The sequence below is a fragment of the Bythopirellula superficialaquae genome (assembly GCF_059632245.1).
The window spans coordinates 4,128,320-4,152,368 of the sequence record NZ_CP197426.1 but is presented as its reverse complement, the minus strand read 5'-3'; the positions used below and the strand labels follow the sequence as shown (position 1 = coordinate 4,152,368).

The window sequence follows — 24,049 nt, the reverse complement described above, 5'->3', positions numbered from 1 at the left end:
TCATGGTCCTGTTAGAGATGAGCATCGTGCCAATGGGCGTTGGTGAAAGCGTCAGCCAATACGTGGCGGAATGTGTCGATTTGGTCGATAAAAGTGGCCTCGCCTACGAAGTGCACTCGATGGGCACCATTGTCGAAGGGGAGCTTGCTGAGGTCATCGAACTCATGCGTGCTTGCATCGAACTGATGGCCAAGCATTCCGACCGAGTCACTTGCTCGGCAAAGCTCGATTACCGTCGCGGCAAAAGTGGTCGCTTAACGGCGAAGGTCGATAGCGTCGAGCAAAAATTGGGTCGATCCATCAAGCGATAAGAAATCAACGAGAGGGAACTCGCCATGAGCCAAGCAGATTTTGATCCCGTGTTGGGACGCGTGCCGAGCGGCATCTTTATTCTCACCGTGGGCTCAGGTGAACGGGCAACGGGAATGCTCGCCAGTTGGGTCATGCAAGCCGGCTTTGAACCACCGATGGTGACGATTGCCGTGAAAAAGGGACGATACGTCGAAGACTGGATCACCCGCGGCGATCCGTTCATTTTAAATCTCGTGGCGGAAAAGCAATTCGACCTGCTCAAGCACTTCGGCAAAGGCTTTGAACCCGATCAGCCAGCATTTGAGGGCTTAAACATTCGCCATTGTGCGCGGGCCGTGCCCATTCTCACCGATTGCCTGGGGCATCTGGAATGCGAGCCGGTGTCGCATTTCGATTCCGGCGATCATCGGATATTCCTGGCCAAGGTCGTGCGTGGCGGCTTACAAGGCGAAGCGGCGCCGATGGTGCATATTCGCAAGAGCGGCAAGAACTATTAAGCCAACGAGGCTTGTCGGTTCAGGAACCTGCAGCAAGCTAATCGGCGATGTTTCTCCAAACACCGTGCCGTAATTGTTTTGCCAGATGAGCAAGTCCGCCGTGTCGACAATTCCGTTGAGTGAAGCATCGGCCACGGTGCGCGAGGTGGAGCCCGTCAGCCGCTGCCACAGCAGAAAATCTCGGCCATCAACATCGTCGTCGAGATCAAAATCGCCGGGTAAGGTGGCCGCTTCGTAGATGGCGAGCGCATTGGCTGGCAATTCTTCATTGTCGGTGAAGTAATTGAAAATGATCAAAAACGGATCGCTCGATGCATAAGCGTTTGAGGTAAATCGAGCGAAAAAGCCATAGACCCCCGCCGGAGCAACCGCGTCGTCATCCAAGCCGTAAAAGATCAAGGAATGATTGTGAAACCCAGTTTGCCCAGCCACTTGATTGGCTAGCAAAAACGGAGACGGCGATTGTTGAGCACCGGGTTCGAGCGTAAGGGTTCGCGCACCCGTTCCAAACAAATGAAACTCGGCGGGAGATTCTTCCACCACTTCCGTTGCTGGATTCCAATACCACAACACGCGGTGCTCAGCCGTGGGGGAATCAATCACGGGACGTGCTAGAACTTCCAGCGACAGATTAGCTGTGCCCGTCATGTCGTGAATATCTAAACCAGGAATATCCCACAGAACGACGTTCCCAATACCGGGGAAACTATCCACGTCGGAAAAGTCGTCGTACTGATCCGACTGCCCAAAGATCGGCGGAGCGAATGTTTGGTCGAACGGATGTTTCACGACCAGTCGATTTGAGTCCACGAAGATATCGAGCGGAGTGCCATGGCCGAACGTATGACTCGCCGTGAGGCAAACGAGAGCTATGCATAAGTAAATACGAAAGTTCATCAGGGAGAACTCCAGAGTTCGTCAGGCTTGGCAAAATCAAATTCGTCGTCGATCCATGAGATGATCTGATCCGAGGAAATGAGATCCACGTGGCCGTCGAGAAACAAATAATGGGCGGCATCGGCATGCCGTTCTAATTGGATATCAGTCCGGACTTTGGATTCCACACGGCCCCAATCGATGTTGATTTGGTCGAACCACTGGGAGCAGTGAGCATGCTCGACGTCGGGGCTCGCGGCCTGTTTGTCGGCAATCTCGAAAACCACGATTGTCCTACTCGTGGCGGTAACCTTGTTCATGTTGCGCACCGCGTCCGGGATCGTGGGGGCCGCTATGTAATCATTAATCACATAGCTGGTGGCACGTGCGTCGAGCCGTTCTTTCCATAAGGGATCGTCGGGACAGATTCGCAGGCCATCAACGTCTTCAAAATAGTCCGCCAGTGTGTAAATCCACGATTTGTCGGCACCGGCCGTATGCGACCAATCGGGAAACTCTCCATCGTGAGTATCGCAATATTGGTGGAGGGCCAGTCCAATCTGGCGCATGTTGTTCTTGCAGCTGGCAGAGCGCGCGGTAGCCCGCGCGCTCTGCACTGCAGGGAGAAGCAGGCCCACGAGGACGCCGATGATCGCGATCACGACCAAGAGCTCCACGAGGGTAAATGCTCGCTGACGGTTCACGACTGGGTTCTCCGTCGGGAAACGAACAAGCTGAGAGCCAAGCCCGCCAACACCAGTGTCGAAGGCTCGGGAACACCAAGCACTTGAACCGCCGAGTTTGGCACATTCAGCGCGCCGATGGCTGTCGCAACATCTGACCAGGGGACTCCTTTGTGCATCACAAAGTAATAAGGATCAGAAGCTTCTAGCGAGGAATCGTTACTGGAAAGTATCAAACTCGCGAGATAAATACCTTCGGCAGGTTCACTGGCCACGGTGCCTGTTTGAGGACCACTCCCTGCGGTTGAAGTCGTGCCATCACCCAGGAAACGCAAGCGTGCTGTCGAATGAGCTTCGCCATCATATCCGGCAGCGATCGCAGGAAATGTCAAGTTTAATGACGAAGTGTTATCAACGGTGGTAATTGACGCGGTTGGGTTGATGAGTTGACCATCGCCACCCACCGAGCCACCACGGTAGTATTGCAGTTCCGTGGATCCAGCATCGCCGAAGCTTGCTCCGTTCCAAAGCTGCAGTCCGGTCAGAAAATTGATCGAAAAGCTGCTGCCAACGGCAAAGGTTTGATCCACACCGTAGGCCAAGCCAGGGCCAGAATAATAAACCGGTTGTCCTGGGGCCGTCGGATGCTCGGGCGGATTCACTTTCGTTTCGGGACGAGCATACCACACATTGCGATAGTCCAACACTTCCATCACGTACACAGTCTTGGGCGACGTGAGTGGCTCGTAAACATCGTTGAGAATGCTACGAGTAACAATCTTGCCGTCATTAGCCGTGACCTGCATTTGAGGCCCATGGGCATAGGCAGCATGGGCCATCAAAGTGAGCGCGCACGCGCACACACTATTTTTGAGAAACATAAGTTCAAACCTTTCTTGTGGAGTCGTACTAAGAAGATCCAACGGACGCGCAGCACGACATACGGCTGCGAGACGCCTGGAAAAATACAGAAATTGCCTTAAGAGATTTACAGAACGGCAAATTCTGGGGGTGGTACGACCGCATCAAAGCAAGGCGGCTGATAGAAAAGATTCTCGGCGATGAAGACTTCCTCGCCGGGCAGAAGCGGCAACTCGGTGCCAATCTCGTCGGTGGGAATCGAGGGTGGGAGCAAAGAGAGTGACAGGGAATTCCCTTGGCATTTTAACGCGTTGATCGCAATTATTCCCGGCGCATCTTCTTGAGAATCGGATTTGGATTCCGAATCACAGCTTAGGTTGTCTCGGCTGCAACTCGTTGTCTTGCGAGCAGCCAATGCGCGCTTTCGACAGCAGGGCTTCATGTCGGCCAATTCAGAGTCCTGAAGTGTTTCCACGGCAACTTGCTCTAGCAAAAACGCGGGGGCTTCCACGCCGTTTTCTTGAGCCCACGCCAATTTTTGTGCGTTCGTAAAACAGCAGCAATCTCGCCAACACATCTCGGCGTTCACGCAGCCGCAACCGCAATTCATGCAGGGGAAGAACTCTCGGATTTCCTTGGCAAAGGGAAGTTCCACGGGAATTCCGACGGTCGCAATCGCGATCGAGACAGCAGTCAACACCCCTGCAAATTTAAGCAGGAAATCGCAAATCAGGCGACTTTGGGGCTGTCTCACGGCAAGATTCGCCAAACGGCGTTCGTTTCGGGGCAATCACTGAATTTAGTCGTAGCGATAAAACGGGTCAATTGGCCGCGAGTTTTTCGGTGAGATAAGCCGGTCCAATTATGGCCGTTCGTTGGCGAACTACATTTATATTAACGGAGAATGTGTTCATTCTTCTGGTACTGGTTTTAGTGGCGCGGCTATCATTAAGGATTGATGAACTCGTGGTGGGTGTTCACCAGGCAACTGTGCCACCGCGTCGATTTCCTTTCCCTGCAAACAATAGGGGTGCGAACATGCGAATTACACACGCTTTGGTCACGTTAACGATTGGGTTGGCCATTGTGGGCTGCGGTCCGAGAGAAGCTGAGAAAACCATGGAGAAGGCTGCCGCCGACATGGAAAAAACAGCCGACGAAACAAAAGCTGCTGTTGAAGATGCCGCTGCTGATGCAAAAGCCGCCTCGGAAAAAGCTGCCGAGGATATGAAGGCCGCTGCCGAGTCCGCAGCTGATGCCGCGAAGGACGCCGCGAAAGCTGGTCAGGAAGTTGCCGCGGACGCTGCTCAGGGCGCTGCTGATGTCACTCAAGATGCCGCAAATGCTGCTCAAGATGCGGCCGATGCCATTAAGCCCGCCGAAGCACCTGCTGCTCCGTAATGAGTCGTTAAGTCGACAAATTCAAAAAGCCCGAGGACCAGTTGGTCCCCGGGCTTTTTTTGTGAATAGTCTTTGAGGTGAATCTCAGTCGGCCGCCAGCTTCACATCGACGTCTTGCTGCTTGCCGTCACGGAGGATCGTAATCTTCACCACATCACCGGGCTTGTGTTCCCAAATCTTGTCGCGAAATCGTACGCCCGTTTTCATCGGCTCGCCATCGACGGCGAGAATGCGATCGGCGTGGCTGCGATCGATCTGCTCAGTTTCATAAACAAGCGGCCCTTGCTGCCGTCGCTGAACCACGCGACGAAACCCTTCCAAACCTGCTTGAGCCGCGGGTCCTTGAGGATCGAGCCGAGCAATCACCAATCCTGTCTCTGTTTCCATCACGTGCGTGATTCCAATATCCGCGCGAACGAGCCGGCCATTATCGAGCAATTCGGGGACGATGCTTTTGATTCGGTCGATAGGAATGGCAAAACCTACGCCGGCGCTTTGACCGACTTTCGTGGCAATGGCCACGCACATGCCGATCATTTGCCCGCTGGTATTCAAGAGCGGTCCGCCGGAATTGCCAGGATTCATGGCAGCGTCGGTTTGAATCAGGGCCTCCATGTTCCGACCAGGGACGCGGCTAGGAAGATCCCGATTAAGGCTCGAAACGATGCCCGTCGACAGCGTGCCATCCCAACCAAAGGGATTCCCCAGAACGTACACTCGCTGACCGACACGCAATTTGTCGGAATGACCGAGCGTAATCGGGGTCAGTTCCGCCGCGGGGGCATCGACCTTCAAGACAGCGATGTCTTGTTCCTTATCACCACCAACGACCGTGGCAGGATAGCTTTTGCTAGAGGCTAGCGTGATTTCAATCTGATCGGCGCCGTCGATCACGTGATAGTTCGTAATCACATGGCCTGCGCGATCCAGGATCGCTCCCGATCCGGTTCCTTCTGCTTCGCGCTGCAAGCCGAAGAAGTGATCGATCTGCACGCTGCGGGTATCGATGTTCACGACGCTGGGGTTGGCGTGGTCGTAAACATAGACGTTGGTTTGCTCTTCGGTTGTTAGCGGACGTTCTTCGCCGGCCTGGTTGGCCCAAGGGGCGGGGTCATTGAGGGCGACATTCGCGGCAGGTTGGACGGCGAAGGCAGTTCCCGCCGCGTAGGGAAATTCTGCTTCGCGTTGCCCTAACCCCATGCCCACGGCAATGCCAAGCAATCCAGTCATGGCACACAGCGCTAAAACCCGTTTCATGATTTGATGACTCCTCTGAATCTTATTTTTTTGCACGGTCAGTCGTCTTAGATAAGTTCGCCAGCGCAAGACAAATATCGTCTTATGATGGGTATACGATCCTTGCCGAACATTCGTTCACGTTCAAGCGAGGTTTGGACCGCGGTGGTTGAATCGAAGGACACTTCAGTTTCGTGTTCCGATTACTCCGGATGTGTCGATCCAGGCATAAACTGACTTCCGGACTGCGAAACGGGCGATTTTATAGGAAAAACCGCAAAATCCCGAGCAAAATGGTTCGTGAAGCTCCTCTTCGCCGCAAACTGGCTTGGTAATCTGGCGAAATCTTGTGGCAGTCCGATTTCGACCAGCTTAAACTGATAGTATCTGGAGCTTTACAGAAACTCTGCGGCTGCGGCGGGTCTTCCCGGCGCTAGCGCGGAGTGCTTTTTAGGAACAGGTTAGGCAAACCTTTTTTGGGGAAGAACGGGAGCGCATCAATGCGTAAGTATCGTTTGTTTGCAGCATGCATGTTAGTCGCCGCTTTGGCTATCACGAGTGAGGGTCGGGCCGCCGACTCTTCGCGAATGATCACCTACGAGCACGAGGGGACGACAAACTACGCCCTCAGCTTGATGGCTGATGTGCCCGAGAAGGAAGTTCCTCAAGCTGCCGTTGTGATTCTGTTTGATACTTCGGCCAGCCAGCAGGGGGAATATCGCGAAGCGGCGTTTGCGGCGCTCGATACACTTCTCGCGGGCCTGAAGGCCGACGATCAAGTTGAGCTTCTTGGTGTCGATCTCAAAGTCAATCAAGTGACTTCCAAGTTTACGGGTCCTCAAAGCGAAGAAATCCAAGCCGCGATCAGCGAACTGCGTAAGCAAGTTCCGCTGGGTTCGACCGACATGGCCGCTGCGTTAAAAGCTGCAGTCGCCGAGCTTTCTAAAACAGACAAAGGCCAACGCATGATTGTTTACATCGGCGATGGCATTAGCACGGCGAATTTGCTCGATAAGGAAACGATGGCTGCAACTTTGGCTGAATTGCGCGACGCCCGCGCAAGCGTTTCCAGCTTTGCCGTGGGTCCTCGCCTTGACGTGAATTTGCTCGCAGGCCTCGCCAACCAATCCGGTGGCAATATCACCATCCAACAAGCCGAAGGTGATAACCTACGTAATGCTCAACTGGCGGGCAAAGATTTGGTCTCCGCGGTCCGTGGGCGAGTTCTCTGGCCCACAGCTGTAAATTTGCCTGGCACGTTGGGACAAGTTTATCCGGCCGTGACGCCACCTTTGCGTGCCGATCGCGACACGATTTTGATCGGCAGCACGAAAGAGGCTTTGCCCGAATCGTTGAATCTTGAGATCGATACAATTTCAGGTGCCGAGCAAGGCAAGTTTTCGTGGTCAGTCACTCCCGAAGCTTCTTCGGATGATCACGCTTTTCTGAACGAAGTCATCGAGATCGCCAAGGTTGACGACGGTGCCTCGCTGCCGACGGTTGGTTCGGCGGGCTTGGCTGAAGTGGCTCGATTGGTTGGTGCCCGTATGGATCAACTCACCGAGATGGCTGAACGCGCGGCTGCGAGCGGCGATAAGCAATCGGCAGGACGTATTGCGGAGGCGGTGCTCCGCGGCGACCCAGGCAATTTGCAAGCTCGCACGGTGCAAAATGTGATTGCCGGCAACGCTGCTCCCGCTGAATCAGCCCTGGCTGCTGCTGCCCCTGCTACGGTTCCTGTTCCACCGCAAGGCGACATTTCGTTGGTTCGTCCCGCGGATGATGTAATGACCCCCGAGGCGAGCGACGGTGTATTTCTCGATCAGGTCGAGCAAGAACGTCGCGTTTACGCTGAGATGCTCAGCAAAGAAATTCAGAACACGATTCTTAATGCCCGTAGCACGATGTCGGCTGATCCTCAGGTCGCGATTCAGGATATGAAGCTTGCACTCGACAGCGTGAAGCGTGCCCCGGATTTGTCACCGGAAAAGCGTGCGGAATTAGTCGATAAGCTCGAAATCGCGCTCAAAGAAGCTCGTCATCAGGCATTTTTGAAAGATGAAATCGACCGGCAGCGTGAACAACAATTGGCAGCCGCTCGTGAGAGCAAGTTGATTAACGAACGGCTGGAGCAGCGGATCGAGAAAGAAAAGCAGCTGATGGAGCGTTTTAACGCTTTGATCGACGAGCGACGCTTTGTTGAAGCTATCGAAGTCACACAGGTCGTGGAAGAGATTGATCCCAATGGCGTCACTCCCCGGGCGGCCCGTCTCTGGGCCACCTTCAAGCGGCACAACTACCTGCAACAGGTAACTCGTGCTGCCCGATGGCAGAATTTTTGGGAAACGATGTATCAAAATGAAATTGCTCATATCCCATTTCCAGACAATCCTCCCATCGTTTATCCGGATGCCGAGGAATGGGAAGCACTCACTGCGCGGCGCAAGAAATACGCTTCTGTCGATCTGAGCGCCCGCAGCAAGGCCGAAGAAGCCATTCAATCGGCTTTGCGTGAACCGCTGAAGGCTCCGCTGCAATACGATGAGCAACCGTTGAACGAAATCATTAACGAACTTCAAGAGATTTATGATATTCCCATCGTGTTCGATAACGCAGCCCTTGATGAAGTGGCGATCAGCCCCGACACCGAGATCACAGTCAACCTGCGGAATATTTCGCTAAGATCCGCTCTGAATTTGATGCTGCGTCAGCCGGGTCTTGAAGACCTGACTTACACGATTGATGACGAAGTGCTAATGATCACGACCGAAGAAAAAGCCAACGAAGCCCTCAAAGTGAAGGTCTATCCCGTGGCCGATCTTGTGCTTCCTATTCAGAGCCTAGGCATGACCGGCGGTATGGGCGGCATGATGGGTGGTGGCGGTGGTATGGGTGGCGGTATGGGTGGTGGCATGGGCGGTGGTATGGGTGGTGGCGGCATGGGTGGCGGTGGTATGGGTGGTGGTGGCATGGGTGGCATGGGCGGCGGTGGCGGCGGCGGTATGTTTAATGTCGCTGAAGAAGCTGATGCCGAGCCAGTCGCTGGGAAGCAGGCAGAAACTAAAGCCCAACTTGTCACCACGAGTCAAAAGCCGGCCGATATTCCGACAGAATCAATGACCTGGGCTGAGCGTTTTGCCCAGGAAAAGCTTGACCCGAGTCATGTACGTCAGGCTGTTCGCAATCTTATGAAGCAGGGACAGCCAGCAGAAGCGATCGAATTGATTCAAGTAGCGATTCAGAATGGTCAGTCGCAGCCTTGGATGTATGAATCGCTCGGAATCGCCATGGAACTCGACGGTCGTTCGAAGGAAGACATCGAGCGTGCCGTGATGTCGGCAGTCGATTTCAGTACCTCCGCGGATCAATTATTGTTGATTGCTCAATACTTGTCGCACATCGGTTTGGATAACCGTGCCCTCGATGTTTACCGTCAAGTGGCGAAGGTTCCAGGCTTGCACCCCGAAGCCTATGCCTTAGGTTTGCGTGCCGCACAGCGAGTTGAGGATGCGGCTGGCATTCGTTGGGCGACGATTGGCATTCTTGAGAACGACTGGCCAAAGGAACAGCAAGAAATTTATAACACGGCGTTTCGAGTGGCTAAGTCTGCACTTGAGACGATGGAAGCTGCGAATGATCCGCTATCAGCGAATTATCGGTCGCAATTGGAAAAGGCATTGGCCCGCGATGTCGTCATTGAGGTGACTTGGACAGGAGATGCTGACGTTGATCTGCTCGTCGAGGAACCAGGTGGCACTGTGTGCTCTTTACAACAACCACGCACGACTGGAGGCGGCGTATGCACTGGCGATATTGCCAGTCAAGACACAGCCGACAAATCCAAAGCGATGAATGAAAAGTATCTCAACGCCCAGGCGTTTCCTGGTACGTATCGTGCTCGGCTTCGTAAGATTTATGGCGACGTGGTAGCTAATAAAGTAATTGTCGACGTTTACAAGCACAAAGGCACGGAACGCGAAGTTCACGAACGCCAGCATATTGCCATTCATGATGATAGCGATGCGATGGTGGTGTTTGAGTTAGAAGATGGTCGCCGACTCCAGTCGCTACAAGCTCAGCAAGTGGAAGTAGCACTCCAGCGGCAGCAAGCAATTAGCGACAACGTATTAGCGCAACGGTTAGGAGATTTCTCTGACCCTCGGATTTCTCCCATTCGTGGACCCGGTGGAGACGTTGGTTTGGCTCGTCGCTTGGCGCTCAATGGTCAGATTGGTGCCGTTGGATTCCAACCGATTATCCAAACTTTGCCTGACGGTGTGCAAATGACAGCCACGGGCGTAGTCTCAGCGGATCGACGATACGTGCGAATCACGTCTTCGCCGTCATTCACGGGCATCGGCGACGTCACCAACTTTAGTTTTGCCTCGCAAGTGCAAAGTACGGGCGGCGGCGGTGGTTTAGGCGGTGGTGGTGGTGGTATTTAATCCGCGACAAGTTTTGATTCGTCCGTCTGCAGCGTGATGTGACACGCCTCGTGCTGCAGGCGGCTTAGTTCGCTGATTCCTTTTTCCGCGAGGGAAATCATCGCCATCAGTTCCGACTTGTCGAACGTTGCTTCTTCACCGGAGCCTTGCACCTCGACAAACCGTCCACGGCCTGTCATGACGACGTTCATGTCGACGTCGGCGCGAACGTCCTCGGTGTAATCAAGATCCAGCAGCGGCACGCCGTCGACGATTCCCACGCTCACCGCTGCAATAGAATCGGTGAGCGGGAGTTTTTTGTCGCCGCTGAATTCCGGAAGCGATCGCAACGCGGCCACTAACGCGACAAAGCCCCCCGTGATACTTGCCGTGCGCGTGCCGCCATCGGCCTCAAGCACATCGCAATCGACGGTCAACGTGCGTTCGCCAAGTGCCGCGAGATCGACAACGCCACGGAGAGAACGGCCAATGAGGCGCTGAATCTCAGAACTCCGGCCATCGACTTTGACCCCGCGTTCGCGTTGTTTGCGCGGGGAAGTGCTGCCAGGGAGCATGCTGTATTCGGCCGTCACCCAACCTTTGCCGCGACCGACAAGCCACGGCGGCACGTCGTTTTCAACGCTCGCCGTGCAAAGCACGGTCGTGCGGCCCGCGCGAACGAGCACTTTGCCCGCGGCAGCGCCAGGAACGCTATGGTCCAAAATAAAAGGACGCAACGCGTCGGCGGGGCGGTTATCGCTTCGGGTGGGCATGGCAATTTTCGTTTCAGATCGGGAATGCGTTGGAGTCTTTCAGCCGTAAGTTAGTTTTGAGCGGCCATCAGCCAAGCGAGTATGCCCTTTTGCACGTGCATCCGATTGCCGGCTTGCTCGACGATTACGCTGTTGGGGCTGTCCATCACTTCGTCGGTTACTTCTTCGCCGCGTTTGGCTGGGAGGCAATGCATGAACACGGAATCCTTAGGAGCAGCCGCCATCAATTTCCCGTTCACTTGGAACGGAGCAAAATCAATCTTTCGTTGCTCCTGTTCGCTTTCCTGACCCATGCTCGCCCACACATCGGTGTAAACGGCTGATGAGCCCTTCACCGCGGCGATGGGGTCGTTGGTCAGAGTCAAATTCATGCCCGGGCATTCTTTGTTGAGCACGGCAATGAACGCATCGTCAAAACCGTAACCCTTAGGCGTAGCTACCGCGAAATGGACTCCCAGCTTACCGCAGGCGAGCGCCAAACTGCGAGCAACGTTATTCGCATCGCCCACCCATGCGAGTTTCGCTTCCTTGAGAGATTTGACATGGCATTTGATCGTGTACAAATCCGCAAGTGCCTGACACGGATGCTCCAGATCGGTCAGGCCATTGATGACCGGGCAGGTCGAGTATTTTGCCACGTCGACGACGGTCTCGTGCTTTTTGCAGCGCATCACGATTACGTCGACCAATTCGCTCAAGACACGCGAAAAATCGTCTATCCGTTCCCGTTTGCCAAAGCCGACGTCGTCGCCCAGCATCATGCTCGAACCGCCCATGTGCGCCATGCCGGATTCAAAACTCACGCGCGTGCGCAACGATGGTTTCTCGAACAACAGGGCCATCACGCGGCCTGGGAGAATCGGCTCGCGAATCCCCTTTTCAAGTTTGGCTTTGAGGTCGGCAGTGAGAGCGAAAATCCGTTGAATTTCATCGCTCGTGACGTCGTTGAGGCTGACTAAGTGTCGCATGATGGCCACTTGTGGTAGGAGGGTGAAATGTAAATTCTTAAGGCGTGTGCTCGCGGAGGGCTGCGATCAAAATGTCGCAGCCATTTTCTAGCTCTTCGTCTGTGAGGGTCATCGCCGGGAGCAAACGGATGACATTACCTTGTGTGCAGTTGATCAAGAGGCCGTTGTCCAAGCAGCGCTGAACAATCGGTGCGCCGGGAAGGGTCAGTTCCAGACCAATCATCAGTCCGCGAACGCGCAGTTCCTTCACAAAAGGCAATTCGTCGACGAGCGGAGCAAGCTGTGTGCGGAAGGCCTCGCCGAGTTGGGTTGCTCGTTCTAAGAGACCTTGTTCTTCGATAGTTTCAATCGTGGCGATCCCAGCACGAGCGGCGATTGGGTTTCCGCCAAACGTGGCAGCATGCATGCCAGGCCGTAAACTCTTGGCAACTTCTTTTTTAGCGAGCAACGCGCCGCCAGCGATTCCCCCACACAAGCTCTTAGCGAGCGTCATAATGTCGGGTTCGATGCCGGCATGTTGATAAGAAAACCATTGGCCGGTCCGACCGCAACCCGCTTGTACTTCGTCAAAGATCAAGAGCAGGCCCCGCTCATCGGCAAGTTTGCGCAGTCCCTGCAGAAATTCGGGCGAAGCGATCCGAATACCACCCTCACCCTGGATCGGCTCGACCATGATGGCGGAGGTGTCGTCGTCGATCTTTGCTGCCACGGCTTCCAAATCGTTGAACGGGGCATACACAAATCCGGGGAGCAATGGGCCGATACCATCGTGATATTTGGGCTGGGCCGTTGCAGTGGTCGCTCCGTAGGTCCGTCCGTGAAAGCCCCCTTCAAAGGTGATGATTTTGTACTTACCAGTCGTGGAATGCAGCCGGGCGAGCTTAATCGCGCCTTCGTTGGCTTCAGCGCCGGAATTACAAAAGAAGGCTTGTCCACCGAAACTGCGCTCGCTAAGCAATTTGGCCCACTGCCCCTGGGCTTCCATATACCAAGAGTTAGGAACGTGAATCAGCTTGGCGACTTGATCTTGCACCGCCTTAACTACCGAGGGTGGACAATGGCCCAGCAGATTGCAGCCCCAACCTGGGAAGAAATCGAGGTAGCGATTGCCTTGATCGTCCCAAACGTGTGAGCCTTCCCCCCGTACGAGCGCGAGTTGATAGCGGCCGTAATTTGGAATCACATACTCATCGAATAACTGGACCGTTTCCGGGGAAATTCGCGTTTTTTCGGCCACTGTCACGTTGGATTCCTTGGGAAGGATGATTTATGAGTTGCCTTACAGACTGGATGCAGATCAAACAGGTTCGGCGATGATTTCAGTGCCGACGCCGCGGTTGGTGTAGATTTCCAGCAGCAAGGAGTGCCGTAGGCGGCCATCGATGATGTGAATCTTGCGGACGCCTTTGCTAAGTGTTTCCAAGCAGGCTTGAACCTTGGGAATCATGCCCGCTTCGATGCTGCCGTCGTCGATCAGCCGCTGGGCTTCACTTGCGGTCAGCGAGTGGATGAGCGACTCGGGGTCATCTTTATCACGCCGCACGCCGTTCACGTCGCTGAGAAAGATCAGCTTTTCGGCACCCATCGCTTGGGCGACTGCCGTGGCGGCGGTATCGGCATTGACGTTGAGCTTTTCGCCAGTTTCCGTCTCGCACATTGAAGGGATGACCGGCACTTGGTTGGCGTAGGTCAGATTGTCGAGGATTTCGCGGTCCACGCGCGTGACGTGCCCCACGAGACCAAGGTCAATCTGTGAACCGTCTTTGTCGGACAGCGTGAGGCGCTCGCCAAACAGCACATTATTATTGTTGCCGCTGAAGTTGAGGGGCATCGCACGGCCACCGAACTCTTCAATACTGGCGGCCAGAGATTCGTTGATTTCACCGGCGAGGACTTTCTCGACAATCTCCAAGGTGGCTTCATCGGTGTAACGCCGACCGTGGATAAATCGCGGCTCGATGTTGGCCTCGGCCATCGCCCGGCTAATCGCCGCGCCGCCACCATGCACGACGATCGGCTTCATGCCAACGGTTTCCATGAAGACGATATCAACCAGCAAGTGGCGAAGGGCGTCGGGATCTTCCATGACGCTGCCGCCTAGTTTGATCACGGTGACCTTATCGCGAAATTGCCGAATCCAGCCCATGGCTTCGATCAGGACATCGGCTTTTTGGATCGCTTCTAACAAAACGGGATTCCTCGCTGGCGAACGTCGGGTCCGCGGTGGTGCGGCTAGTGTACTCACAGATAAATTCCTGCAATTCAGTGGAATCTAGCATTTTAAGGCGGGAAACTGGCCTGCGAAAGACCTTTCTGGGAAGCCTGACCCTGGAAGCCGATGGCCATTCGTGGCAAGATAAGGATTCCCCTTTGACCTCGAAATCGAATTCCTATGCCAACTGATTCTGCAAATCGACCCACCTTGGCCATAGTACTGGCGGCTGGCAAAGGGACTCGCATGAAATCCGAGCTCCCCAAGGTGCTGGTGCCCGTGGCGGGCCGTCCGATGATCCGCTACGTGATCGATTCCCTGCGTCAGGCAGGCGTGGACCGCATTGTTGTGGTCGTGGGTTACCGGGCTGATCTTGTACGTGAAGAACTCTCGGGGGAGCCGGGCGTCGAGTTTGCCGAGCAAACCGAGCAGCTTGGCACGGGGCACGCGGTGATGATGTGCCGAGGGCAACTGGCCGATCATCGTGGGCCTGTATTGATCGTTGCCGGGGATTCGCCTCTTTTACAGACGGTTTCAGTCAAGAAACTATTTGAGAACTTCGCCGCGGCGGGCGCCTCTTGTTTGTTGGGGACCGTCGAGAAGCCTAACCCGACGGGTTACGGCCGCATTGTTCGCGATGCTGGAGGTCAATTTGTCGGAATTGTCGAAGAGAAGGATGCAACGGCCGAGCAACGTAATATCCGCGAAGTGAATGTCAGCACCTATGTGTTCGATTCGCAGGATTTGCTGTGGGCGCTCGACAAGTTGACCGATCAAAACGCACAGCGCGAATACTACATTACCGATTGTCCGGCGATTTTGTTGGCGGCCGGCAAGCAAGTGGGAGCCGACAAGGTGCTGCAACCGTGTGAGTCGCTGAGTATCAACAACCCCGACGAACTAGCTTTAGTCGAAGTGGAAATGAAACGCTTGGGAATTGCTGGTTAAGCTAAGAGAAGATTTATGGCCGACCTCAAGATTTTTAGTGGTAAGGCGAACTTGCCGCTGAGCAAATCGATCGCCGATTATCTCGGCGTTCCACTCGGGCAGATCACGTTGGGCTCGTTCCCCGACGGGGAAACGTCGTGCAAAATCGACGAGGATATTCGGGGTCGAGACGTTTATTTGATCCAGCCGACGTGTCCCCCTGCCAATGAAAATCTGATGCAATTGTTGGTGATGATCGACAGTTGCAAGCGAGCGAGCGCGGAACGGGTCACCGCTGTAATGCCCTATTTTGCCTATGCTCGCCAGGATCGCAAAGACGAAGGCCGCGTTCCCATCACCGCGAAGCTCGTTGCGAACATTATTACTCGAGCCGGTGCCGATCGCGTATTGGCCATGGACTTGCACGCGGCCCAGATCCAGGGCTTTTTCGACGTGCCAGTGGATCACCTGTATGCCGCCCCGGTGCTGAATGATCACTTTTTGAAAATGAAGATTCCTAGCGAGGACTTAGTGATCGCCAGTCCCGACGAAGGGAGCATTAAGCGAGCATTGGGGCACGCCAAGCGTCTGGGGGGCAAGGTGGCGATCGTCGACAAACGCCGCACAAGTGCCGACACCACGGTTCAAGAAAACGTGATCGGTGGGCCCGTGGAGGGCAAAATTGTGTTGATGTTCGACGACATGATCAGCACAGCAGGTTCCATTAGCGGGGCGGCCAAGGTGTTGCATGAGAAGGGGGCCAAAGAAATTCACGTGGCCACCACGCATGCCGTGCTTTGTGGGCCTGCGGTCGAGCGCTTAGCCGGGGCCAACCTCAAGAGCATCGTCTGCACGGATTCGATCCCGCTGAAACCGGAGCAGATTCTGCCGCAAATGAAAGTTTTGAGCGTTGCCCCGCTGTTGGGCGAGGCGATCAAGCGAATTCACCGCAACGAGTCGATCAGCCGGTTATTTCACTAATTTTGGCCCAAACTTCGAGCTTTCCTGGGCTTGAAATTCTATCAAAATCGGCGACAATCAAGGGCTTCCGCCTGTTCTCCCGCCCTTGGCTGGTGAAGTGCTGGCGGTTTGTCGGTCAATCTAGCGCCCGGCGGCGCTTTGCAATACTGGTTAGTTTGGAGTTTTTGTCATGTCGGAAGTTCTGGAAGTCACCAAGCGCGAGTTGCATGGAAAGCTCAATAACGGCCGGTTGCGCCGGACGGGTAAGCTTCCTGCGGTATTGTATGGACATGGCCAAGAACCAATTAGCCTGACAGTAACTGCCGAGGGCCTGCAAGCCACATTGCGTCATGGAGCCAAGGTGGTGGAGCTCAAGGGTGCCGCCGATGGGCAGGCCCTGCTGCAAGAAATTCAATGGGATACTTTCCAGCAACACGTGCTGCATGTGGACCTCTTACGGGTCGACGCCAAGGATCGCGTTACGATTGAAGTCGACCTGTTGCTGCGTGGCGAAGCCCCTGGCGAGCACGAGGGTGGCGTGGTCGAACACTTGGTGCATTACCTCGAGATCGAAACCGATCCCGGTCACATCCCCGATCATCTGCACGTGAGCGTGAATCACCTGCATTTGGGCGGTTCGCTGAAAATCAAAGACATTATCGACCTCCCTGAAGGAGCCAAGGTCATTGGCGACCAGGATATGGTGCTCGTGCATTGCGTCGAGCCGGTCGAAGCCCCCGAGGATCAAGGCCTCGCCGATGGTGCTGAACCCGAAGTCATCGGTCGCAAGGCTAGCGATGAGGAGGCAGCTGAAGAGTAAGACTTGCTCGTTTTCGCTGGCGAGCTGATTGTTCGCTGGCGAAAGAGTAGTAAGGAAATCGCGTCGTATGAAATTGATTGTTGGCCTGGGAAATCCCGGGAAAAAATACGACGAAACACGACACAACATCGGTTTTGAAGTCATCCAGTCGCTGGCGCAGAGATATGCGACGGCACCCGGACGACTTAAGTTTGAAGGACACCTTCAAGAAGGACTCGTTGGTTCGGAAAAAATCTTGCTGCTGATGCCGCACACGTTCATGAATTTGAGTGGGCGCAGCGTCAAACAGGTCAAGGATTTTTATAAGCTCGGCGAGAACGACTTGTTGTTGGTTTGCGACGACTTCAACATTCCCTTAGGAACCTTGCGGCTGCGGCCGAGTGGTTCCGACGGGGGGCAAAAAGGTCTCGCGGATACAGTTCGGCAATTGGGGACCGATCAATTCGCACGCTTGCGGATGGGGATTGGACCTGTGCCGGAGCAATGGAACGCGGCAGACTTTGTGCTGGGGAAGTTCACTTCCTTGGAACGCAAAGCCGTTGATGAACAAGTGGCTCGCGCGCGGCAAGCCGTGGTCACTTGGGTAGAGCAGGGGACAACCGCGGCGATGACCAAATTTAACGGTGGTCGCCCCGAAGCGAGCAAACTCGAAGAGAAGAAAAACGAAGACAAGAAACCAGAAAACAAAAAATCTGAGAACACGCATTCGTCAGATCCACAATAATATTCAGGTGGCAAAAAGCTTTTAGGCACGTTAATCGGAGTATCACTTTGGACGGGAATATCGGAGTTTACGAAGGGCTGTTTATTTTTGATTCCAACGCATTTGCGCGGGATCGCGATGGGTTGCCTCGCGAAATCAACGGCTTCATCGAAGCAGCTGGCGGACAGATCGAAGTCAGCCGTTTGTGGGAAGAGCGCCGCTTGGCCTATCCCATCAACGGTCAGCGCAAGGGTGCCTACTGGATCACCTATTTCCGTCTCCCCACGGGTGCTTTGAAGGATCTCACCCGCCAGTGTGAAATTCACGACGGCATTTTACGTCAGCTCTTTATCCGGCTGCCGGGTGCCCTGGTCGAACCCATTCTGGAACATGCCCGCAGCGGTGGAGTCGTCCGTGTGACGCCGGTGGCCGACGACATTGTGGAAGTTGAAGAAGAAGTCGTTACGACCTGAGTACTGGAACCCGTCTGAGTTTGTGACCGCGGAAGGATTGTCCCATGGCAAGTTTTAATCGAGTCGTGCTGCTTGGCAATTTGACGCGCGATATCGAGCTCCGTTACATCGGCAACGGCACGGCCGTGACCGATGTTGGCCTGGCGGTGAATGATCGCGTTAAAAAGAACGACCAGTGGGTCGACGAAACAACATTTGTCGACATCACCCTGTGGGGTCGTACCGCCGAAGTGGCCAACGAGTATCTTTCCAAGGGATCGAGCGTCTTGATCGAGGGCCGCTTGAAGATGGAATCTTGGGAAAAAGACGGTCAAAAACGCACCAAACTCAAGGTCGTCGGCGAGCGGATGCAAATGGTCGGAGGTAAAGGGGGCGGCGGTGGAGGCGGCCAAAGTGGTGGTTCATCGAACCGCACGGCCAGTGCTGATCCTCATGAATATTCTTCCGCATCCATGGATATGATGCCGCCCGACGACGAAATTCCGTTCTAGCAAAACTATCGCGGCGTATGAGTTTGCCGCCTATCTAAAACACCAAAAAACTTAATAACCAATAGCGATACGAAAACATGAGTGCCCATACCAAAAAGCTGAAAAGAAAACCTCACCGCATTAAGCGTTTGCCGACTGGTCCCCACGGCGGGATCGAGTTGCTGCTAATTCACGGCGTCGAGGATTTGGGCCATCAAGGAGACGTAGTCGAGGTGAAGCCAGGCTACGCCTACAACTATCTTATTCCTCACGGCATGGCGACGTTGGCCTCCGACCATCACAAGCGGATGGTCGAAAAGCATCGTGTGAAATTGCAGGCTTTGGAAAAAGTTCATCAAGCCAATCTTCGCAAGAAGGCTGGTGAAATTGCCAAGCAAAGCATCACGATCGAAGCCAACGCCACCGAAGACGGTCACTTGTACGGCAGCGTAGGTGCCGCCGACATTGTCGCCGCTCTCAAGAAAATCGACATCACCTTGAATCTCGACCAGATTCGGTTGGATGGCGTGCTCAAAGAGTTGGGCCTCTACACCGTTAAGTTCAAGCTCGCGAGCGACGTCGACGGCGAACTGAAGGTGTGGGTCGTGCCGACTGTTGGTGCCGACGACAAGTAATTCTTGTCAACGCACGAGTCTCAGTGCATGCCGGTAGATTTCGATGCTAGCCACTGATTGCGATCAGTAGTTGGGGCTGTGTGTCTTTGAGTTCGTAGAAGGAGCTGACTCATCATGGCTACGATTGAACGGACTCATGCCGGCTCGCCAAGGACAACTGCGTCGGCCCCCTTCGAGCGCCAGCTGCCGCAAAGCATTGAGGCCGAGAAATCGGTGCTTGGCAGTATTTTGCTGCTTCCCGAAGTTTTCGACGAAGTTGCGCTCGTCGTGCGTGCCAAGGATTTCTATAGCGACGCCAATCGCACAATCTACGAGCATTTGCTCGCGATGCATGATGGCGGCAAGAGCATAGACCCCATGCTGTTGGTCGAAAGCTTACGTCGTGCCGAGCAATATGAAGCGATCGGCGGGGCCGCTTATCTCGCGGAAATCGGCCAAATGGTGCCGACCGCAGCCCATGCTGAATACTATGCAAAAATCGTAGCCGAAAAGGCTGTGCTGCGTTCGTTGATTCACGCGGGCACCGACATCGTTCATGATGCGTACGACCCCACACTTGATACACGCGAAGCGTTAAGTCGTGCCGAGGAAAAAGTTTTTGGCATTCTGGAGTCGCGGGGTTCTGGTGACTTAAGCAGTATCAGCGACGTGTTGCACGAATCCTTGGAACGAATCGATGCACGTCTGGATAACCAACATGCGTGCGGTGGGATTGAGACGGGCTTTGATGATTACGATCAGCTCACGGGGGGATTACAGAATTCGGAATTGATCATTCTCGCGGCACGACCGAGTATGGGCAAAACAGCGCTCGCGATGAATATCACCGAGCATGTTGTGGTACAGATGAATGTGCCGGTGTTGTTTGTCAGCTTGGAAATGTCGGCGTTGGAACTTGGCGACCGTTTGCTCTGTTCAGTGGCTGAAGTCAACGGCCATCGCTTACGTAACGGCACGATCACAAGTGAAGAGCGTCGCAAGCTGGTTAAGTGTGCTGGCGAGATTAGTAAGGCACCGCTATTTATTGATGACTCCCCCAGCCGAACGATGACGGAAATCTCGGCCAATGCTCGGCGGCTGAAACGGCGTGATGGTCTGGGATTGATCGTGATTGACTACCTTCAATTGATTGACCCAGATAACTCGCGCGATCCACGTCAGGAGCAGGTCGCCAAAATCGCACGTCGTCTGAAAGGGCTAGCGCGTGAGTTGACCGTTCCGGTGTTATGCCTCGCCCAGCTCAACCGACAAGTGGAATCATCGAAAGACAACAAGCCCCAACTGAGCCACTTGCGCGAGTCGGGGGCCATCGAGCAGGATGCCGACGTTGTAATGTTCGTGCATCGCGAAGAATACTATATGTCGAACGAAGAAGACCGGGAGCGGGTACGCGGTCAGGCAGATTTGCTAGTACGCAAGCAACGCAACGGTCCCACGGGCGATGTGAAGCTTGCCTGGATTCACGATTTTACCCGTTTTCGCAACTTCTCTCATAAGACTTACGAAGAATTCGATCAATACGGCGGCGAATTCTAGCATCTTTTCGTGACAGTTTTGTTATCTCAGCCAGAACTCGGCTTGTCTCACCCCCAAGGTTCCGCTATTTCTTTGCGGCCCAACTGGGGGCCTCACTGCGCCCATGGCGTTTTAGCCCCCAGCCAACATGCTATTCTCCCGTAAGAATTTCAATTGCCCATGCCTTTCCTTGAGCGACTTCACCGACTCGTAGCATACACGGCTCCAGCCGGCTTGCTGCTCTGCTGTTTGACGGCAACAGTCATTGTCTCGGCGCAAGAATTGGCTGCACCGACCGCCGACATTGCCGTGGATCCCGCGGATATGGTTAAAGAAATTCGCGTGCTCGGTAACGAAACAATCACGGCCTCGCAGATTGCCGGACATTTAACGACTCGTGTTGGACGGCCCTTCGATCAATCGGTCGTACAGCGCGACGTTCGTCGGCTGGCCAATCTCGGTTGGTTCATCGACGTGAAACCGCTCTACGAAAGCACGCCCCAAGGTCGGATCGTGATCTTCCAGGTCGTTGAGCGTCCCACGATTCGCTATGTCACGTTTCTCGGCAACGAAGGCGTAACCGATAAGAAGCTGACCAAAGAAACCGGCTTGAAAGCCGGTGGGGCGGTCGATCCTTACGCCGTCGAGGAAGCCCGGCGTAAGATCGAGGAATACTATCAAGGCCGAGGTTACAACAACGCCCAAGTGACGATTCTCGAAGGAACCAAGCCGACCGACAAAGGCATTTCCTTCTTGATCAACGAAGGTGTTTCGCAAAAAGTTTGGAACGTCGAGTTCGTTGGCAACGAATTCGTAAGCGAAGGACGCTTGCGGACGATTATCAAATCGAAGCCGCCGCTACTCAAAGTCTTCAAGGGTTACGTCAATCGCGAGCAGATCGACAGCGACGTTGACTCCCTCACGGCGTACTACCGTTCGTTTGGATACTTCCAAGCAAAGGTCAGCCGTAAGGTTGACTACTATCCACGTGAGAACTGGGCGCAGATTACTTTCGTAATCTCGGAAGGCCCTCGCTACAACATTCGTGATGTCCGCTTCATTGGTAACAGCAAGTTTGAGCCCGTCGCACTGGCGGAAACGGCCAAACTTAAGGGAGGCCATGCGTTCGAGCAGGCCAAAATGGGTGCCGATGCTCAGTGGATTCAGGATCTCTACGGCAGCCACGGTTATGTCTTTGCCGACGTGAAGCCGGAAACCGTGTTTCTTGAGCAACCGGGCGAAGTCGATCTCGTCTATCACATTGAAGAAGGTGAGCGATTTCGCGTCGGACGTATCATCGTCCATATCGCTGGTGACAATCCTCACACGAGAATTCAAACGGCTATGAATCGTATGTCGCTGCGTCCTGGCGACATCATGGATATCCGTGAATTGAGGGCCAGCGAACGCCGTCTCGTGGCAAGCAGCTTGTTCCATACCGATCCAGCGACGGGTGTGCGTCCCAAGATCACCTACCGCATCCCTGACGAATCCGAAGTGATGGCGGCGACCTTTACGAGTGAGCCCACTCCTCGAAGTAGGCCAAAAATTCCGGCGAAGGCGAGCGGCTCGGGGATTCGTGGCCAAAGCCCTGACAATTGGGGGCCGAGAGTAATCGCGCCTCCATCTTTTGCAGACAACTTGCCAGCGCCTGTTGCCGCCATACCACAGACTCAATTTCCATCGACTGTGGACACTCAAATGGATGTCCATGTCGAATGCGAAAGCTTGGAACATTATGAGCGTTGGTTGGAAGAAGAAGGCATGCTTTCGAGTCCTGAAGAAGATGGGTCTCAGCCATTGACGACACCTGCTTCACCAAGCCCTGAAGAAGAAATTATCATCCGTGGCCAAAGCCCAGAGTCCACTGAATCAGGGTGGTGGGTGCGGCCTGCTGCCGCTCCCCAAAATGCACAACCGAATGCCTATCAAGCGGTGCGCGGTCAAACTCCTGATGTAGTACCCAACAGTGCCTATGCTTCGCTGCCAACATCAACGAATTCACCGTATGGTGGCCGTGCTGTTGGTGCGACCGATCCGAGTGTCAAACCTCCCAGCAATGTGCAGCCGGTTCAATACACCGAGTCAATTCCGCCACCTGCGCAAAGCTTTGGGCCGACCCAAGGCTTTACCGCGAATCCGGTTCCGGGTTACGAAGTGTATCCCAATGGCGATATTGGGTTCCCGGGGCAGCCTTATCCCGAGCAAACCGTGGACATTATTTTTGATGGGCAGGAAACTCAGACCGGCCGCTTGCAGTTGGGCATGGGCGTGAACTCCGATGCAGGCGTGATCGGTAACATCGTGATCGATGAACGCAACTTCGACTGGCGGCGATTTCCCACGTCGTGGGAAGACATTCGCAATGGCACAGCGCTCCGCGGTGCTGGTCAGCGTTTCCGAATCGACGCGTCACCCGGTAGTGAAGTGAATCGCTACTTGGTGAGCTTCCAAGAGCCGTATTTGTTCGATAGCCCGGTGAATCTCGGTCTCAGCGCTTCCTATTTCGATCGCAGCTATACTGACTGGGATGAATCCCGCCTGGGTGGTCGTATTTCGTTTGGCTATCAGTGGCTGGAGAACGACTTGTCGACAGTCGCAACATATCGAGGAGAAAATGTTGAGATTAGCAATATTGCCACAGCTCCAGGCGCCTTCCCAGATTTAGACGAAGTGGTGGGTGACAATGCCCTGCATGGATTTAAGCTCTCAGCGATTAACGACACTCGCGATAGCGCATTTTTGCCAACTCAGGGGCATTATCTCGAAATAGGTGGTGAATATGTCACGGGCAAGTTTCAATACCCCCGCGTCGACGCCGATTTTCGCAAATACTATTTGCTGCACGAGCGGCCGGACCATTCGGGACGACATGTGTTGAGCTATGCGACCAACGTCGGCTGGATGGGTGATGACGCCCCGATTTACGACCGCTTCTATGCGGGTGGATTTTCAACGCTACGCGGCTTTGATTTCCGTGGTGCATCGCCGATGACACTGGTGAATGGTCGTTGGATTGAATCAGGTGGTGATTTCCAATGGCTCAACTCGTTGCAGTACTTGTTCCCAATTACTGCCGACGACATGTTGCACGGCGTCGTCTTCTGCGACTTCGGTACGGTCGAGCCGACCGTGACGATCGACAACTTCCGCGTGGCACCGGGCGTTGGCTTGCGTGTGACTGTCCCCGCGATGGGCCCCGCGCCGATTGCTTTGGACTTTGCCTTCCCCGTCAGCAAAGCTCCCTTCGACGATGAGCAGATGTTTAGCTTCAGTCTAGGGTTCAGTCGCTAGATTAGCATT

At 54.5% G+C, this 24,049-nt stretch carries 21 protein-coding genes and 1 pseudogene; 13 read left to right on the top strand and 9 right to left on the bottom strand.

Annotation, left to right across the window (positions count from 1 at the left end):
* Window positions 1–2 precede the first annotated feature (2 nt).
* Together SH678x_RS17100 and SH678x_RS17095 are read left to right on the top strand one after the other, a co-directional pair.
* Window positions 3–311 carry an MTH1187 family thiamine-binding protein gene (locus tag SH678x_RS17100; RefSeq protein WP_496919669.1) on the top strand — a complete coding sequence of 103 codons (309 nt, stop codon included), beginning with the start codon at window positions 3–5 and terminating at the stop codon, window positions 309–311.
* Window positions 312–335: 24 nt separating this feature from the next.
* Window positions 336–809 carry a flavin reductase family protein gene (locus SH678x_RS17095; RefSeq protein WP_496919668.1) on the top strand — a complete coding sequence of 158 codons (474 nt, stop codon included), beginning with the start codon at window positions 336–338 and terminating at the stop codon, window positions 807–809.
* Here SH678x_RS17095 and SH678x_RS17090 read toward each other — a convergent pair.
* The 4 genes and pseudogenes from SH678x_RS17090 to SH678x_RS17075 form a co-directional block, all read right to left on the bottom strand.
* Window positions 753–1,706 (bottom strand): PEP-CTERM sorting domain-containing protein, encoded by a 954-nt coding sequence (locus tag SH678x_RS17090; protein WP_496919667.1) that lies wholly within the window; start codon window positions 1,704–1,706, stop codon window positions 753–755. The two genes, SH678x_RS17095 and SH678x_RS17090, sit on opposite strands and share 57 nt — an antisense overlap.
* Window positions 1,707–2,184: 478 nt before the next feature.
* Window positions 2,185–2,389: pseudogene (locus SH678x_RS17085) on the bottom strand (type II secretion system protein); the annotation flags it as partial.
* Window positions 2,386–3,249 carry a PEP-CTERM sorting domain-containing protein gene (locus SH678x_RS17080; protein WP_496919666.1) on the bottom strand — a complete coding sequence of 288 codons (864 nt, stop codon included), beginning with the start codon at window positions 3,247–3,249 and terminating at the stop codon, window positions 2,386–2,388. The gene SH678x_RS17080 and the pseudogene SH678x_RS17085, both read right to left, overlap by 4 nt.
* A 107-nt stretch (window positions 3,250–3,356) precedes the next feature.
* Window positions 3,357–3,983, bottom strand: a complete 627-nt coding sequence (locus SH678x_RS17075; protein ID WP_496919665.1) for a hypothetical protein — start codon at window positions 3,981–3,983, stop codon at window positions 3,357–3,359.
* Between the two features lie 284 nt (window positions 3,984–4,267).
* Between SH678x_RS17075 and SH678x_RS17070 the strand changes: the two genes are divergently transcribed.
* A complete protein-coding gene (locus tag SH678x_RS17070) occupies window positions 4,268–4,630 on the top strand; it encodes a hypothetical protein (RefSeq protein WP_496919664.1) in 363 nt (120 codons plus the stop codon).
* An 84-nt stretch (window positions 4,631–4,714) separates the two neighbouring features.
* Here the strand turns inward: SH678x_RS17070 and SH678x_RS17065 are convergent, their stop codons facing one another.
* Entirely contained in the window at window positions 4,715–5,887 is a 1,173-nt protein-coding gene (locus tag SH678x_RS17065; RefSeq protein WP_496919663.1) for a S1C family serine protease, read from the bottom strand.
* A 479-nt stretch (window positions 5,888–6,366) separates the two neighbouring features.
* Here SH678x_RS17065 and SH678x_RS17060 point away from each other — a divergent pair, with 479 nt between their 5' ends.
* A complete protein-coding gene (locus SH678x_RS17060; RefSeq protein WP_496919662.1) occupies window positions 6,367–10,311 on the top strand; it encodes a vWA domain-containing protein in 3,945 nt (1,314 codons plus the stop codon).
* Here SH678x_RS17060 and rph read toward each other — a convergent pair.
* From rph to argB, 4 genes are read right to left on the bottom strand one after another with little or no spacing between them, the layout of a single operon-like run.
* Complete coding sequence (gene rph, locus SH678x_RS17055) at window positions 10,308–11,063, bottom strand: ribonuclease PH (RefSeq protein WP_496919661.1); 756 nt, start codon at window positions 11,061–11,063, stop codon at window positions 10,308–10,310. The two genes, SH678x_RS17060 and rph, sit on opposite strands and share 4 nt — an antisense overlap.
* A 50-nt stretch (window positions 11,064–11,113) precedes the next feature.
* Window positions 11,114–12,031, bottom strand: a complete 918-nt coding sequence (gene argF, locus SH678x_RS17050) for an ornithine carbamoyltransferase (RefSeq protein WP_496919660.1) — start codon at window positions 12,029–12,031, stop codon at window positions 11,114–11,116.
* Between the two features lie 37 nt (window positions 12,032–12,068).
* A complete protein-coding gene (locus tag SH678x_RS17045; RefSeq protein WP_496919659.1) occupies window positions 12,069–13,274 on the bottom strand; it encodes an aspartate aminotransferase family protein in 1,206 nt (401 codons plus the stop codon).
* 54 nt (window positions 13,275–13,328) lie between these two features.
* Complete coding sequence (argB, locus tag SH678x_RS17040; RefSeq protein ID WP_496923080.1) at window positions 13,329–14,177, bottom strand: acetylglutamate kinase; 849 nt, start codon at window positions 14,175–14,177, stop codon at window positions 13,329–13,331.
* Window positions 14,178–14,423: 246 nt separating this feature from the next.
* On the opposite strand from argB, the gene SH678x_RS17035 reads away from it, so the two are divergent.
* From SH678x_RS17035 to SH678x_RS16995, 9 genes are all read left to right on the top strand, one after another.
* A complete protein-coding gene (locus SH678x_RS17035) occupies window positions 14,424–15,191 on the top strand; it encodes an NTP transferase domain-containing protein (RefSeq protein WP_496919658.1) in 768 nt (255 codons plus the stop codon).
* 15 nt (window positions 15,192–15,206) lie between these two features.
* A complete protein-coding gene (locus tag SH678x_RS17030) occupies window positions 15,207–16,151 on the top strand; it encodes a ribose-phosphate diphosphokinase (RefSeq protein ID WP_496919657.1) in 945 nt (314 codons plus the stop codon).
* A gap of 169 nt (window positions 16,152–16,320) precedes the next feature.
* Entirely contained in the window at window positions 16,321–16,950 is a 630-nt protein-coding gene (locus SH678x_RS17025; RefSeq protein WP_496919656.1) for a 50S ribosomal protein L25, read from the top strand.
* A 67-nt stretch (window positions 16,951–17,017) separates the two neighbouring features.
* Window positions 17,018–17,674 carry an aminoacyl-tRNA hydrolase gene (pth, locus tag SH678x_RS17020; RefSeq protein ID WP_496919655.1) on the top strand — a complete coding sequence of 219 codons (657 nt, stop codon included), beginning with the start codon at window positions 17,018–17,020 and terminating at the stop codon, window positions 17,672–17,674.
* 47 nt (window positions 17,675–17,721) lie between these two features.
* A complete protein-coding gene (rpsF, locus tag SH678x_RS17015; protein ID WP_496919654.1) occupies window positions 17,722–18,126 on the top strand; it encodes a 30S ribosomal protein S6 in 405 nt (134 codons plus the stop codon).
* Window positions 18,127–18,170: 44 nt separating this feature from the next.
* Window positions 18,171–18,617: a single-stranded DNA-binding protein gene (ssb, locus tag SH678x_RS17010; protein WP_496919653.1), complete on the top strand. Its 447-nt coding sequence runs from the start codon at window positions 18,171–18,173 to the stop codon at window positions 18,615–18,617.
* A 77-nt stretch (window positions 18,618–18,694) separates the two neighbouring features.
* Complete coding sequence (gene rplI / locus SH678x_RS17005) at window positions 18,695–19,231, top strand: 50S ribosomal protein L9 (protein ID WP_496919652.1); 537 nt, start codon at window positions 18,695–18,697, stop codon at window positions 19,229–19,231.
* A 114-nt stretch (window positions 19,232–19,345) separates the two neighbouring features.
* Window positions 19,346–20,767: a replicative DNA helicase gene (dnaB, locus tag SH678x_RS17000; RefSeq protein ID WP_496919651.1), complete on the top strand. Its 1,422-nt coding sequence runs from the start codon at window positions 19,346–19,348 to the stop codon at window positions 20,765–20,767.
* Window positions 20,768–20,926: 159 nt separating this feature from the next.
* Window positions 20,927–24,040, top strand: coding sequence for a POTRA domain-containing protein (locus tag SH678x_RS16995; protein WP_496919650.1), 3,114 nt, complete (start codon window positions 20,927–20,929; stop codon window positions 24,038–24,040).
* Window positions 24,041–24,049: the final 9 nt, after the last annotated feature.